9 protein-coding genes are annotated in these 14,333 nt (G+C 74.0%); 6 read left to right on the top strand and 3 right to left on the bottom strand.

From position 1 onward, the window contains the following. Positions 1-131: 131 nt before the first annotated feature. The 6 genes from ABZ404_RS06325 to ABZ404_RS06350 all read left to right on the top strand — a co-directional run bounded on the left by ABZ404_RS06325 (position 132) and on the right by ABZ404_RS06350 (position 8,011). Positions 132-2,693: a DUF3492 domain-containing protein gene (locus ABZ404_RS06325; RefSeq protein WP_358837605.1), complete on the top strand. Its 2,562-nt coding sequence runs from the start codon at positions 132-134 to the stop codon at positions 2,691-2,693. Beyond that, the gene (locus tag ABZ404_RS06330) at positions 2,690-4,381 is read left to right on the top strand and encodes a hypothetical protein (protein ID WP_358990189.1); all 1,692 of its coding nucleotides are present in this window, start codon (positions 2,690-2,692) and stop codon (positions 4,379-4,381) included. Before ABZ404_RS06325 ends, ABZ404_RS06330 begins: the two co-directional genes overlap by 4 nt. Positions 4,382-4,463: 82 nt before the next feature. Beyond that, the gene (locus tag ABZ404_RS06335; RefSeq protein WP_358835882.1) at positions 4,464-5,432 is read left to right on the top strand and encodes an NAD-dependent epimerase/dehydratase family protein; all 969 of its coding nucleotides are present in this window, start codon (positions 4,464-4,466) and stop codon (positions 5,430-5,432) included. After that, entirely contained in the window at positions 5,420-6,169 is a 750-nt protein-coding gene (locus tag ABZ404_RS06340) for a spherulation-specific family 4 protein (RefSeq protein WP_358835881.1), read from the top strand. Before ABZ404_RS06335 ends, ABZ404_RS06340 begins: the two co-directional genes overlap by 13 nt. A gap of 63 nt (positions 6,170-6,232) precedes the next feature. Continuing rightward, complete coding sequence (gene moeZ / locus ABZ404_RS06345) at positions 6,233-7,411, top strand: adenylyltransferase/sulfurtransferase MoeZ (RefSeq protein ID WP_358835880.1); 1,179 nt, start codon at positions 6,233-6,235, stop codon at positions 7,409-7,411. Positions 7,412-7,537: 126 nt separating this feature from the next. Beyond that, positions 7,538-8,011, top strand: a complete 474-nt coding sequence (locus tag ABZ404_RS06350) for a hypothetical protein (protein ID WP_358835879.1) — start codon at positions 7,538-7,540, stop codon at positions 8,009-8,011. A 41-nt stretch (positions 8,012-8,052) separates the two neighbouring features. On the opposite strand, the gene ABZ404_RS06355 is transcribed toward ABZ404_RS06350, so the two are convergent. From ABZ404_RS06355 to ABZ404_RS06365, 3 genes are all read right to left on the bottom strand, one after another. Next, positions 8,053-9,609, bottom strand: coding sequence for an alpha/beta hydrolase (locus ABZ404_RS06355; protein WP_358835878.1), 1,557 nt, complete (start codon positions 9,607-9,609; stop codon positions 8,053-8,055). Between the two features lie 141 nt (positions 9,610-9,750). Further along, positions 9,751-11,316 carry an alpha/beta hydrolase gene (locus ABZ404_RS06360; RefSeq protein ID WP_358835877.1) on the bottom strand — a complete coding sequence of 522 codons (1,566 nt, stop codon included), beginning with the start codon at positions 11,314-11,316 and terminating at the stop codon, positions 9,751-9,753. A gap of 81 nt (positions 11,317-11,397) precedes the next feature. Further along, positions 11,398-14,295 (bottom strand): lysylphosphatidylglycerol synthase domain-containing protein, encoded by a 2,898-nt coding sequence (locus ABZ404_RS06365; protein WP_358835876.1) that lies wholly within the window; start codon positions 14,293-14,295, stop codon positions 11,398-11,400. Positions 14,296-14,333 lie beyond the last annotated feature (38 nt).

Consider the following 14,333-nt stretch of genomic DNA (forward strand, 5'->3'; position numbering starts at 1 on the left):
CGACAGGGTCTCCTCGTCGATCCCGTTGCGCAACCGTCCATCGCGCCACCGCCGTATCCGCTTACGTTCTTCCCGCTGCGAGTCGCCGGTGCAACGGCGGCCGCCCACCAGGGAGATCGGGGGTGCGTACTGTGCGGATCGGACTGCTCACCGACGGCGGATACCCGTACACGACCGGCGAGTCCAGGCTGTGGTGCGACCGGCTCGTGCGCGGGCTCGCGCGGCACGAGTTCGACATATACGCGCTCAGCCGCACGGCGGCGCAGGAGGAACGCGGCTGGGTGGCCCTGCCCCCGCATGTCCGCAGGGTGCGCACGGCCCCGCTGTGGGGTACGCAGGACGGGGGGCACGTCCGCGCGCGCTCCTCGCGGGCCCGCCGCCTCGGCCGCCGCGAGCGCGACCGGTTCGCCACCTGCCTGCGTGAACTGGCCGGAGCGATCTGCATGGCCGGGCCGGGCGGCGCGGACGGCGAACGCGGCCTGCCCGGCGTGCCGGGACGGGCGGACGTGCCGACCGGCGTGCCGGGCCGGGGCGGACCGGTCGTCGCCGACCTGGGCGAACCCGGCCGTGGCGGCGACCCGGACGCGCTCACGGTCGCCTTCGAGACCGTGGCGAGCGGGGAGCTAGGCGCCCCCTCCCCGGGCGCGGGCGGCGGGTCCGCCCCGGGTGCGGGCGGCGGCTCCTCGCGATTCGCGGAAGCGCTGTACGGCCTGGCCGACTTGGCGTCGGAGTACGGCGGGCTGTCCACCGTCCTGCGCTCCGAGACGGCCGTGCGCGTCCTTGAGGCCGCCTGCCGCACCCCCGGCGCCGGCCGCGCGATGCAGGCCGCGCGCGTCCCCGACTACCTCGCCTTCGCCGACATACTGGAGCGCGCCCTGCGCCCCCTCTCGCTCGACTGGTACGACGCGGCCGGCCTCGGCGACGTCGACCTCTGCCACGCGGCCGGAGGCGGCTGCGCCGCCCTCCCGGGCCTGCTGGCCAAACGCTTCTTCGGAGTGCCGCTCCTGGTCACCGAGTACGGGGTGCGGCTGCGCGCCCAGTACCTCGCGGCGGGCGACGCGCGCGTCCCGGTCCGGGCGCTGACGGCCGCGTTCCACCGGCGGCTCGCCGCCGAGGTGTACGAACGGGCCGCGCTCATCACGCCCGGCAACACCCACACCCGCCGCTGGCAGGAGAAGTGCGGCGCCGACCGCGCCAAGCTGCGCACGGTGTACCCCGGCATGGCCGCCGACCGCTTCCAGTCGGTGGGCGAGGGCGAGGGCGCCGACGCGGGCGACCCCATGACGCTGGTCTGGGTCGGCCGCGTCGACCCGACCAAGGACCTCATCGCCCTGCTGCACGCCTTCGCGGAGATCCGGCGCGCGGAGCCGGACGCCCGCCTGCGGATCTTCTACGCGGGCCGGACCCCCGGGGCCGCCCCGGGCACCCAGCTCCACGGCCCGGGCCCGGGCCCGTACGGGTACGGCGACGCGCCGGGCGCGGGGCGCGACGGGGGAGCGGCGGGACCGGTCGGACCGGTGGGGCCGGTCGACGGGGACGCCGGCGCAGCGGCTCCCGGCGGGGAGGGGTTCCGCGGGGACGGGTTCGGTGGCGCGGTGGTCCGTGGTGCGGCGTTCGGCGGTGCGGCGTTCGGCGGCGGAGCTTTCGGCGCCGGGGCCAAGGGGTTCGGGGCCAACGGGTTCGGGGGAGTGGGCCGTTTCGGCGGGCCGGGGTGCTCGGGAAGTACGGGCCACGGGCCCGGAGGGGGCCGCGGGTCTCGTGCGGGGCACGGCGCGGGTTCGGGGTACGCGGCCGGGGCGGGTCGTGGGGTCGGTCCTGGCCGCGGGGATGGTGCTGGTTACGGGGCTGTTGGTGCCGGCTATGGAGCCGGGTCTGGTTCGGGGTACGCGGCCGGTTCGGGGTACGGGTCCGGCTCGGCGGACGCCGAGGGTGTGGGCTATGGCGACGGGCCTAATCACATGGGCGGTTATGGCGACGGGCCGGGGCACGCGGGCGGCTATGGCGGCGGCGCGCACGCTTTCGGTAGCCCTCTCTCGTCCTCCGCCTCCACGTCCGCGTCCGTCCTCTCGCCCGAGGCCGCCGCCTACCTCGCCCACTGCCGCGCCCTCGCGGCCCACCTCTTCCCCGACGAGGCCGTGGACGCGCACGCGGTCGGGGACAACCCGGTCTCCTTCGAGGAGATCGGCGGCCCGGGCGCGCCGGAGCTGGCCGACGCGTACGCGGGCGGCAGCGTCGTCGTCCTGTCCAGCGTCGTCGAGGGCTTCCCGGTCAGCCTGGTCGAGGCGATGCTCTGCGGCCGGGCCACGGTCTCCACGGACACGGGCGCGGTGGTCGAGGTCATCGGCGGTACCGGGCTCGTGGTCCCACCGCGCAACCCCCGTGCGCTCGCGGACGCGTGTCTGGCGCTGCTGCGCGACCCCGAGCGGCGCGAACGGCTCGGCGCCGCCGCCCGGGCCCGCGCCCTCGAACTCTTCACCGTCGAGCAGAACCTCGCGGCATTTCGCGGCATTTACCTGGAGCTGATGTCCCACTGCCCGGTGCGCCGGGAGGCCGTGGACGAGAGCGGCGCCCCCGTGCCCTTCGCCCATCCGGCCGAGTCCCACGTCCCCGGCAGTTGGACGGCCCTCACCGGCTCGGCCTCGTACGCCCTCCGCCGCCCCGGCTCCGCGCACGCCGAGGAGGCGACCCGATGACCCTCCCGCCGACGACCCGCCCGACGGACGGCCCCGCCGAGAACGACATCCCGCGCGCCCCCGAGAGCGCGGGCGCCTGGGACATCCGCTCGGAGGCCCTGCTGTCCGACCCGACCCCCAAGCGCCCCACAGGCGTACGAGGCCAACGCCTCCCGATCCCGAGGCCCGACGCGGGCGCACGCAGGGGGAGTTCGACGGGGGCAGGCACGGCGGAGCCGATGGCCGACCCGATGGCCGACCCGATGGCCGACCCGATGGCCGACCCGATGGCCGACCCGATGGCCGACCCGATGGCCGGACCGATGGCCGGACCGATGGCCGACCCGACGGCCGGACCAACGGCCGGACCGACGGCCGGACCGACGGCCGGACCAACGGCCGGACCAACGGCCGAGCCTGGCACCCAGTCCCCGGAGTCCCCGGAGGCCCCGCAGTCCCCGCAGTCCCTAGGGTTTCCGGAGTCCCCCAAGTCCCTAGAGCCCCCAGCCCCCAGAGATCCCCTCGCTTCCCAGGAGTCCCCCGCCCCCCAGGAACCCCCCGCCCCCCGGCGGCCCGCGTCCCCCGACCGGACCCCGGCGGCCGCCCCCCGCCCCCGCCCTCGCAGAGGCCCCGCAGACCCCGTCAAGGCGCTCATGCACCGGCACCGGGACCTCTGCGAGCGGGCCGTCGACCCGTTGGAGATCGCCGCCGGGCTCGAAGCGCACGGGGTGACCGACCGGACCGCCGCGCGTTTCCGGCACCGGGACGTGTTCTCGCTCGCCGAGGAGCTCTACGCGCGCGTGCCGCGTGGCACCGAACCGCCGCGCCACGACCTGGAACCCGCGCCCGAGCCCCCCGGACGGCCGTTCCGGGTGCTGCGGGCCCTGCTGCCGGGCGCCCTGTGCGCGCTCACCGTGACGGCCGCCCGGCTCACCGTCGGCGGGGCGCGCCTCGCCGTGATCGCGGCCGGTGCCGCCGGCGTCGGCGCGGCCCTCGCGTACGCCGTCCGGTGCGGCCCCCTGCGGACCGGGCGCGGCGCCGGGCTGCCGTGGGCGCTCTGGCTCGCCCTCTACGCGGTCGCGGGCAACGGCCTCCTGGACGCGCTGATCGCGGGCGGCCCGGACGGCGGCCCGGGCGCGCCCGACGGCTGGGGCGCCGACCCGGCGGCCGCGGTCGGCCTCGCCCTGGCCGTCGCCCCCGCCACCTGGTGCGCCCGCCTCTTCGCCGTACGCGCCCGGCGCGGCCTCGCCACCAGCCGGGGACTCGAGGAGTTCGCCGACCGCTCCCGCCCGCTCCTGCTCGGCGCGGTCGCCGTGTTCCTGGCCGCCCTCACCGCCGTCCTGCTCACCGGCCGACTCGCGTACGGGCACGGCTCGTTCGCGTCCGCCGCCGCCCCCGGCGCGCTGCTCTTCCTGGCGCGGCTGCTCGCCCTGCACGGCCACGCGCCGGCCGCCGCCGCCGGACTGCGCGCGGCCGCCTGCGCGGAGGCCGCCGCCCTCGCGCTGGTGCTCGCCGGACGGCTGCCGGGCTGCGACGCCCTCGCCCGCCCGGTGACCGCCGCCGTCGAGGCGGGCGGCGCCGGAGCCGTCCCGGCGGCCGTCTGCGGCGCCGCCGCCCTTGCCCTCCTTGCCCGGGCCACCGCGGTCCTCGCCCGCGCGTCGGCCCACTCCGTACACCCCCCGACCCCCGAACAGCACCCCACGCGTTGACGCGCGTGCACGCCCGAAGGAGAACGAGACACATGACCGCCCTGCCCCCGGCCTGCTGCCGCCCGTACGGAAAGGCCGTGCGATGAGGGTGCTACTGCTCGGTGCCAACGGATACCTGGGCCGTTTCGTCGCCGACCGCCTGCTCGCCGACCCGGCCGTACAGCTCACCGCGCTCGGCCGCGGCGACGACGCCGACGTACGGTTCGACCTCGCCTCCGGCAGCCCGGGAGCCCTCACCCGCTTCCTGGACGCCGTCCACCCCGGAGTCGTGATCAACTGCGCCGGTGCCACCCGCGGCGGCGCCCGCGAGCTGACCCGGCACAACACGGTCGCCGTCGCCACCGTCTGCGAGGCCCTGCGCCGCAGCGGCTGCGGCGCCCGGCTCGTCCAGCTCGGCTGCGCCTCCGAATACGGCCCCTCGCAGCCCGGTTCCTCCACCGCCGAGGACGCGGTGCCGCGCCCCGGCGGCCCGTACGGCGTGAGCAAGCTCGCCGGGACCGAACTGGTCCTCGGCTCCGGCCTGGACGCCATCGTGCTGCGGGTCTTCTCCCCCGTGGGGCCCGGCACCCCCGCCGGGTCCCCGCTCGGCCGCCTCGCCGAGGCGATGCGCCGGGCCATGCAGTCCGGCGACGGGGAACTCAAGCTCGCCGGGCTCGGGGTGCAGCGCGACTTCGTCGACGTCCGCGACGTGGCCCGCGCCGTGCACGCCGCCTCCCTCTCGGCCGCCCAGGGCGTCGTCAACATCGGCACCGGCCGCTCGGTGAAGCTGCGCGACGCCGCCGCCGTCCTCGCCCGGGTCGCCGGGTACGGCGGCGCGCTGCACGAGCTGGACGCGGGCCCCGGTCTGCGCCCGGGTGTGATCGGCGCGCCCCGCCCGTCCGCCGACGCCATGGAGCATCTGGCGGCGCCCCCGGCCCCGTACCCCGACGGCTGCGGCAGCTGGCAGCAGGCCGACGTCCGCACCGCGCGCGACCGGCTCGGCTGGCGGCCCCGGATCAACCTGGAGGAGTCCCTGGCCGACATCTGGATGGAGGCGGCGTGCCGCATCTGACCCGCACCGGAGCCCCGCGCGCGGCGACCTCGGGCCGGCTCGGCTTCGGCGTCCCCGGCTGCGCGCACCCCCTGGTCGCCCCGGTCGAGTGGGCCGAGCTGACCCGCCCCGGCACCCCGCTGCACTGGGCGGTCCTGAACGTCGCGCAGGGGCCGGGCACCCGGCCGGACCCGCACTGCCTGGAGGCCGCCGGGAAGCTGCGCAACGCGGGCGTCCGCGTGCTCGGCCACCTCGACACCGCGTACGGCACGCGCCCCCTCGGCAAGCTGATCTCCGACGCGCACCGCTTCCTCGACTGGTACCGCGTCGACGGCTTCCTGCTGGACCGCTGTCCCACGGACCGGGACGCCCTGCCCGGGGTGCGGCGCACGGTGTCCGCCCTGCGGGCCCTGCGCGAGGGTGCCCACGTGGTCCTCGGCCAGGGCGCCCACCCGTACCCGGGCTACGCGGAGAGCGCCGACCAGCTGGTCACCTTCTCCGGGCCGTGGAGCGAGTACCGCTGGTCCCAGGTGGCCGAGTGGACCGCCGACCACCCGGCGGAGCGCTTCTGCCACTTCGTCCACGGAGTGCCCCGCACCCACCTCGACGAGGCGCTGCGGATCGCCCGCTGGCAGGGCGCGGGAACGATCTACTTCACCGACCGGGGCGACGACGGGGGACAAATGAACCCATTTGAAACACTGCCCGGCTACTGGGACGAAATCGTCTCGCGTATCGGACCAGGTATCTCGGAATGAGAAGTGGCGTGGCAGTGTTACGGAGAGAACAACCGTACTGACATACCGACCGACGGAGATTCCGTGTCGCTGCCACCCTTGGTCGAGCCGGCTGCCGAGCTCACCGTAGACGAGGTCCGCAGGTACTCGCGTCACCTGATCATTCCCGATGTCGGGATGGACGGGCAGAAGCGGCTGAAGAACGCCAAGGTGCTCTGCGTGGGCGCCGGCGGCCTCGGCTCGCCGGCCCTGATGTACCTGGCAGCCGCCGGTGTCGGCACCCTCGGCATCGTCGAGTTCGACGAGGTCGACGAGTCGAACCTGCAGCGCCAGATCATCCACAGCCAGGCCGACATCGGCCGCTCCAAGGCCGTGTCCGCCAAGGACTCGGTGCTCGGCATCAACCCGTACGTGAACGTGGTCCTGCACGAAGAGCGGCTCGAGGCCGACAACGTGATGGACATCTTCAGCCAGTACGACCTGATCGTCGACGGCACGGACAACTTCGCCACCCGGTACCTCGTCAACGACGCGTGCGTGCTGCTGAACAAGCCGTACGTATGGGGTTCGATCTACCGCTTCGACGGCCAGGCCTCGGTCTTCTGGTCCGAGCACGGCCCCTGCTACCGCTGCCTCTACCCGGAGCCCCCGCCGCCGGGCATGGTGCCCTCGTGCGCCGAGGGCGGCGTCCTGGGCGTGCTCTGCGCGTCCATCGGCTCCATCCAGGTCAACGAGGCGATCAAGCTCCTGGCGGGCATCGGCGAGCCGCTCGTCGGCCGACTGATGATCTACGACGCCCTGGAGATGCAGTACCGCCAGGTGAAGGTCCGCAAGGACCCCGACTGCGCGGTCTGCGGCGAGAACCCGACCGTCACCGAGCTCATCGACTACGAGGCCTTCTGCGGCGTCGTGTCCGAGGAGGCCCAGGAGGCGGCGCTCGGCTCGACCATCACTCCCCAGCAGCTCAAGGAGTGGATCGACGCCGACGAGAAGATCGAGATCATCGACGTCCGCGAGCCGAACGAGTACGAGATCGTCTCCATCCCGGGCGCCCGCCTGATCCCCAAGAACGAGTTCCTGATGGGCAACGCCCTGCAGGACCTGCCCCAGGACAAGCGCATCGTGCTGCACTGCAAGACGGGCGTCCGCTCGGCCGAGGTGCTCGCGGTCCTGAAGTCCGCGGGCTTCGCGGACGCGGTCCACGTCGGCGGCGGCGTGATCGGCTGGGTCCACCAGATCGAGCCCGAGAAGCCCGTCTACTGATCCCGGTCCGGTCCCGTGGGACATTTGTCCTGCGGGACCGAGGACGGTCATCTCTGCCGGGCCCGGTGCCCCCTGAGCGAAGCTCTTACCTGTCAGCAGGTGAGCGCACGCGAAGGGGGCACTGTGATGAGCACGGTGGCAGTCGAGAACCAGGTCCTTACGAGGGCGGCCGAGGTCCGGACGGAGACCGGGGCACCGGCCAAAGGCGCCCCGCGGCCCGAGATCAAGGGCCTTCCCGCCTGGTACTTCCCGTTGGTCGGTTGCTTCGCCGGGATCTTCGACATCGCCCGCGCGTACCCGGTCGTCTACTGGATGATCCCGGTCGTCGCCGCCGTGAACATCACCCTCACGTTCACCGTCCTGAGGGCCCGGATGCGGTACATGAAGGTGCTCTGGAAGAACAAGCGCACCCGACTGCTGGCCCTCGGGCTGCTGGCCCTGCGCTTCGCGGTCCGCTTCGGCCTGGGCATGGCCGGTCTCGCCATGGGCGCGGCGAGCGGCAGCCTCGCCGTCGGCGTCGTGATGGCGGTGCTGGGCACGGCGATGGCCTGGGGCGACCAGTGGCTGATCCTGCGCACCCTCAAGCGCGCCGGCGCCTGACGGCCACCCTCTACGGCTGGAGCCGCGCCCCGCCCGCCCCGCTAGGACGAGCAGACGGTCCCGTCCGCCGGCACCCGGCCCTCCAGCAGATACGCGTCGACGGTCCGCCGCACACAGGTGTTGTCCTCCGTGTACGCGCCATGGCCCTCGCCCTTGTTCGTCAGCAGCACCCCCACGCCCGCGCCCAGCTTCCGCGCCATCTTCCTCGCGCCCTCGTACGGGGTCGCCGGGTCGCCGGTGGTGCCCACCACCAGGACCGGGCCCGCCCCCGGGGCGCTCGCCTCCGGCACGTCCCGCTCGCCCGGCACCGGCCAGCCGGCACACCACCCGGCCGTGTCCCAGGCCAGGAACTCCCCGAAGACCGGCGATATGCGCCGGAACTCGGGCAGCAGCGCCTTCGCCTGCGCGGCGGTCGGCCGGACCTTGCTGTCGTCGCAGGAGATCGCCCGCTGTGCGTGGCTCTGCGTCCCGTAGTGCCCGTCCTTGGATCGGTCGTTGTACGAGTCGGCCATCGCGAGCAGCAGATTGCCGGTGCCGCGCCGGTCGACCTCGGCGAGCGCCTGGGTGAGGTAGGGCCAGTTCTCCTTCGAGTAGAGGGGCATGACGATGCCGGTCAGCGCCAGGGTCTGGGTGAGCCGGCGCCCGCTCGACGTCGGCAGCGGCCGCTCGTCGAGCCGGGCGAGCAGCTTCGCGATCCGCTCGGTGCCCTGCTCCGGGTCCTGTCCGGTCGACTTCAGGTAGTCCTCCAGCGCCCGCTGGAAGCCGGTGGCCTGGTTGCGGGCATGGCCCACCGCGTCGGCGGTCGGGTCGACCACCGCGTCCAGCACGGTGCGCCCCACCTGGTGCGGGAACAAGTGGGCGTAGGTGCCGCCCAGTTCGGTTCCGTACGATATTCCGAAGTAGTTGAGCTTCGCGTCGCCGAGGACCTGGCGGAGCAGGTCCATGTCCCGGGCCGCGTTGCTCGTCGACACATACGGCAGGACCTTCCCGGAGCGGCGCGCGCAGCCCGCGCCGACCTCGGCGCCGTCCTTGAGGAAGGCGGCCTCCTCGGCGGCGGTGTCCGGGGTGGCGTCGATCCGCCGCTCGGCGTCCGCCTGCTCCTTGTCGTCGCGGCACACCACGCCGGAGCTCTTGGCGACGCCGCGCGGGTCGAACCCCACGAGGTCGTAGCGGGAGTTGAGGGCGCTGTAGGTCTTCGCCGCCCGTGGCAGGATCTCGACGCCCGAGCCGCCGGGGCCGCCGAAGTTGAAGAGCAGCGAGCCGATCCGCTTGTCCTTCTCGCGCGCCTGCTTGCGCACGAGCGCGAGGGAAAGGGTGTCACCGGCCGGTTTCGTGTAGTCGAGCGGCACCTTGACCTCGGCGCACTGCCATCCCGGGCTCGCGCACGCACTCCACCGCGGCCGCTGGGCGGTGAGCGCCTGCGGAAGCGCCCGCGCCTCGCCCGCCGTGCCCGGCCGGGGCGCCGCGGAGACCGTGCTCTTCGGCGGGGCGCTCGGCCCCGCGCTCTTCCCGCCGGAATCGCAGCCCGCCAGGAGCCCGGCCCCAAGCACGGCGACGGCGGCCAGCGCTCCTGCCCGTACACGTACAAGACTGTTCATGGACGCCCCCCACAGGCCCGGCAGCGGACCGGCGTGTCGGGCCGGCCCGATCCGCGGAAATCCGATCAAGCGAATCAAGTCCCGTCATCGTAGGCGGGCCCACTGACAACGCCCCCGCGAGCCCGCCCCGAGGGCCCGGGGCTACTGGCAGACCGTCCCGGCCGCCGGGGCCCTGCCGTCCAGCAGATACGTGTTCACCGCGTCCTGCACGCACTTGCTGCCGCTGTTGTACGCGCCGTGGCCCTGCCCCTTGTACGTCAGCTCCACCCCGACGCCCGCCCCGAGCTTCTCCGCCATGTGCCGGGCGCCCTCGTACGGCGTGGCGGGGTCGCCGGTGTTGCCGACGACGACGATCGGCGCCGAGCCGGGCGCGCTCACATCGGGGGTGCTCCACTGCCCCGGCACCGGCCACGCGGTGCAGCCGATCAAGCCCCAGCCGAGGAAGTCGCCGAAGACGGGGGAGGCCTTGCGGAACTCGGGGAGCTTGGCCCTCGTTTGGTCGAGTGAGTAACGGTCCTTGAAATCAGCACAGTTGATGGCGGTGTTGGCCGCCTGGATGTTGCTGTACGTCCCGTCCTTGGCCCGGCCGTTCATCGCGTCGGAGAGGGCGAGCAGCAGGGATCCGTTCCCGCCCTGCGCCTCGTCGACGCCCTGTTCGAGGAGCTGCCAGTACTCCTTGGAGTAGAGGGCCTGGGCGATGCCGTTGGTGGCCTCGGTCTGCGTCAGCATGCGGATGCCGCTGCCGGGGATGGGCTGCTTGTCGAGGTCGGCGAGGAGCTTGACGATGCCGGCCTCGACCTCCTTCACGTTCGCCCCGGACAGCTGGCACTTGTCGCCCCGGTCCACGCAGTCCTGGGCGAAGTTGTCGAGGGCGAGCTGGAAGCCCTTGGCCTGCCCGAGCGCGCCCTGCTCGGAGGTGCTGGTGGGGTCGACGACGGCGTCGAAGACGGCCCGGCCGACGTTCTTGGGGAACAAGTGGGCGTACACCCCGCCCAGTTCCGTTCCGTAGGAGATGCCGAAGTAGTACAGCTTGTCGTCGCCCAGGACCTGGCGCATCAGATCCATGTCGCGTGCGGCGCTGGTGGTGCCGACATGGGGCAGGACCCGCCCCGAGTTGGACTGGCAGGTCGCGGCGAACGCCTTCATGTGGCCGGTGAGGGACTTCTCCTCGGCCGCGTCGTCGGGGGTGAAGTCCTGGGCGAAGTAGCGGTCGAGCTGGCTGTCGCTCTCGCACTGGACGGGGGCGCTGGAGCCGACCCCGCGCGGGTCGAAGCTCACCAGGTCGTAGCGGGCCCTGAGCTTGTCGTAGTCGCCCGCGGCGGCGGGCAGGGTGGTCACCCCGGAGCCGCCGGGGCCGCCGAAGTTGAAGATCAGCGACCCGATGCGCCGGCTCTTGTCGAGGGCCTCGGCGCGGATGAGCGCGAGTTCGACGGACCCGGCGTCGGGCTTGTCGTAGTCGAGAGGCACGCGCAGGGTGGCGCACTTCCACTCGCCCCCGCCGGGCGGCGGCGAGGGGGCGTCCCCGGTCCCCTCCGCCTGGGAGGGCGCGCCGCACTTCTTCCAGGTCGGCTTCTGGGAGGCCAGCGCCGAGGCCTTGGCCGGGGACGACTCCTTGGTCCCGCTGTCGGAGCAGCCGGTGGCGGCGAGCAGCAGGGCGGCGGTGGCCGTGGCGAGAGAGGCGGCACGCAGGGCGGCGGGGTTCTCCATGCTCCCCATCGTGGGCCCGTCAGCCGTGGCCCGCGCGAAACCGCAGGCCATGCGGGTGGCAGCGGCGTGTGCCGAGCCCGGTCAGAGCTCGCCCCTGCGGGTCAGGTAGTTGAAGCACAGCCATCCCGGCAGCACCGGCAGCCAGAAGGTGAGCAGCCGGTAGAGCAGCACGGCCGACGCCGCCGTCTCGGCCGGCAGGCCCGCGATGGTCAGGGCCGTGGAGAGCGCCAGCTCCACCGCGCCGACACCGCCCGGGGTCGGGGCGGCCGAGCCGAGCGCGTTGGCGGTGAGGAAGACGACCGCCACGCTCGCGTAGCTGAGCGAGTTGGTGCCCGATCCGAAGGCCCGGATGGACGCGTCCAGGCACATCACGAAGGTGCCGGTGATCAGCAGTATGCCGCCGAGGCCGGTAAGCAGCTTCTGGGGCCGCTGGAGCACGTCCAGCATGCGCGGCACCACACCGGCGAAGAGCGACCGCACCCGGGTGACGACGAACTTCCGCAGGAAGGGGATGGCGGTGACCACCAGGATCAGCACGGCGGCCGTCAGCAGACCGGCGATCACGGTCCGGGAGGGCGACAGGTCCGGGGTCTTCTCGGTGCCCGTCACATAGCCGAACACCAGCAGCAGCGAGATGTGCGAGGCGAGCCCGAAGAGCTGCGAGGCGCCCACGCTCGCCACGGCGAGGCCAGGGCGGACCCCGGCGCGCTGGAGGAACCGGGTGTTGAGGGCCACGCCGCCGACCGCCGCCGGGGCGACCAGCTTCACGAACGAGCCCGCGACCTGCGCGATCACGGCCCGCCCGAACGGCACCTTCTCGGGGACGAAGCCCAGCAGGCTCGCCGCCGCCGCCGGGTAGGAGAGCGCCGAGAAGAGCACGGCCGCCGCCACCCAGCCCCACTGCGCGTTCGCCACCAGATCGCCGAACTTGATGTGGGTGATCTGCACCAGCAGGTAGTACGCGGCGATGGCCCCGGCGACGAACGTCAGCAGCGTCTTCACCTTGATGCGCTCCAGGCGCACCGGCTCCACCGGCGCCTGCGGGCGGATCAGCAGCACCTGGGCGCGGATCTGGGTGAGCAGATCGTCCTCGCGCGCGTTCTCCAGCGCCTCGTCGATGGCCTCCTTCTCGGCCTTCTTCTCGGCGCGTACGGCCTTGTTGTCGGCCCGTACGGTCTTGCGCTCCTCCCCGGCGGCGAGCGGCTGCTCCTCGGGGACGCTGGCGGTCGCGGCCTCGCGCCGCCTGGCCTCGGCCGCCTCGGCGGCGCGCACCTCCTTGGCCGCCAGCGACGCCTCGATGACGGCCTCGCGCTCGCGCTGCGCCTGCTCGCGCGCCAGGCGCCGCAGCGTCGCGCGCGTGGAGCGGGTCAGCGCGATCGGCTGGAGCAGCGGAAGGCTGTCGGCGACGGTGTCGGGGCCGAGCACCTCCACGGCGGCGGCGACCGCCCGCTCGGCGCCGACCCGCAGCCCCAGGGTGACCAGGAGCTGGGCGATGTCCATGCGCAGGACCACGTCGCCGGCCGCGATCTCGCCGCCGCGCAGGTCCGTGAGGATGACGGTGCCGGAACGATCCACCAGGATCGCGTCCCCGGCGAGCCTGCGGTGGGCGATGCGCCGCGACTGGAGCGCCCGCACCTGCTGCCAGGCGCTGCGCATCAGGTCGTCGGTGATCTCCTTGTCGTCCAGCGAGTCCAGGGACCGCCCCCCGGTGTGCTCGTACACCAGCATCACGGCGTCGGGGCCGAGCTCGGAGGTGGCGATGAGCTTCGGCGCGTGGGCCCCGGCGGCGATCGCCGCGTACGCGAGCAGCGCCTCCTGCTCCAGGGCCTGGCGCAGCGACTGGATGGAGCGCCGGGTGGTGATGGAGCGCAGGGTCAGCCGCCGCCACACCCGGTAGAAGAAGCCCTGGGCCTGCTGCTCGCGGTCGACGACGGTCACGTCGAGCGGGGCCGCGTCCTCCAGGGTGACGAAGTAGCGCCGGCCCCGGTCGCCCTGCTCCATGGAGTCCGGGACGTCCTCGGCGCGCATGGCGGTGAGCGGCCGGAAGCCCACGTTCCGCAGTCCGGCGAGGAGGGTCTGGCCGGTGGGCCGGACGTTGGGCGAGCCCACCGCGTACAGCGTTCCGTAGGCCACGGTCCAGCCGAGCAGGACCGTGACGAGGATCGAGAACGCGGTCGTCTGGCCGCCGACGAGCACCGCGAAGGAGTTGAGCAGCAGGACCGCCCACAGGGCGACCCGCCAGCGTGGCCGGCGGGCCATGCCGACGGCCGTCATATAGGCGATGACCGGCGCGAGATAGCCGTGCACGGGGTCGGTGAGACCGCCCGTACCGGACTGCTGGGTGAGCGCGCTGGTGATCGAGTCGGGCGCCGACTTGGCCACCCACAGATCGGTGGCGAGGGCGGCGCCGTGGGCGAGCACGGCCGCGAGCACACCGTCCGCGATGCGCAGCCCGTCGCGTTTGATCAGCCGCTCGATGGCGAAGGCGACCGGCAGGATCAGCACGGCGATGGACGAGACCAGACCGGCCAGCCGGATCAGGACGTCCGGCGCCTGGTCCGAGCCCTTGCTGATGTCCTGTTCGAGGCCGGAGGTGGTGTGGTGGGCGATGGCGGCGATGGTGAGCACGATCGCGATGGCCAGCACACCGCTGATCAGCCGAACGAGGTCGGAGGGGCGGTGCACGCGCGCGGGGAGCAGGGGTTCGTCCACGGAGACGCGCTCGATGGCGCCCGCGTTCTCACACGCCTCGAAGTCCGTGTGTCCCGTGTGTGGCGTCCCGTGCGGCGCGGAGACGGCCGTCGCGCCCGAGGGCGGCACCGACGCGATCCTGGCGCCGGACGCGGGGGAGGGCCCGGCCGGGCCCGGGGACTCCGCTTCCGGGCCGGACGCGGAGGCGGGCGTGGCGCCGGAGGCGGGTACGTCGGACCGCGCCCCCGTCTCCGGGGTGCTGCCGGCCGCCGCTTCGGGTGGCTGCACGCCCCGCTCCTTCGCCGTCTGGTCCGCTGTCTCGCCGC

Origin of the sequence: Streptomyces sp. NPDC005878 (assembly GCF_040629815.1) — a bacterium.
GTDB lineage: Bacteria > Actinomycetota > Actinomycetes > Streptomycetales > Streptomycetaceae > Streptomyces.

Bases quoted from the DNA above. Each gene is read 5' to 3' on its own strand.
- ABZ404_RS06335 (WP_358835882.1), top strand. From the start codon at position 4,464: ATGAGGGTGCTACTGCTCGGTGCCAACGGATACCTGGGCCGTTTCGTC.
- ABZ404_RS06360 (WP_358835877.1), bottom strand. From the start codon at position 11,316: ATGGAGAACCCCGCCGCCCTGCGTGCCGCCTCTCTCGCCACGGCCACC.
- ABZ404_RS06330 (WP_358990189.1), top strand. From the start codon at position 2,690: ATGACCCTCCCGCCGACGACCCGCCCGACGGACGGCCCCGCCGAGAAC.
- ABZ404_RS06355 (WP_358835878.1), bottom strand. From the start codon at position 9,609: ATGAACAGTCTTGTACGTGTACGGGCAGGAGCGCTGGCCGCCGTCGCC.
- ABZ404_RS06350 (WP_358835879.1), top strand. From the start codon at position 7,538: ATGAGCACGGTGGCAGTCGAGAACCAGGTCCTTACGAGGGCGGCCGAG.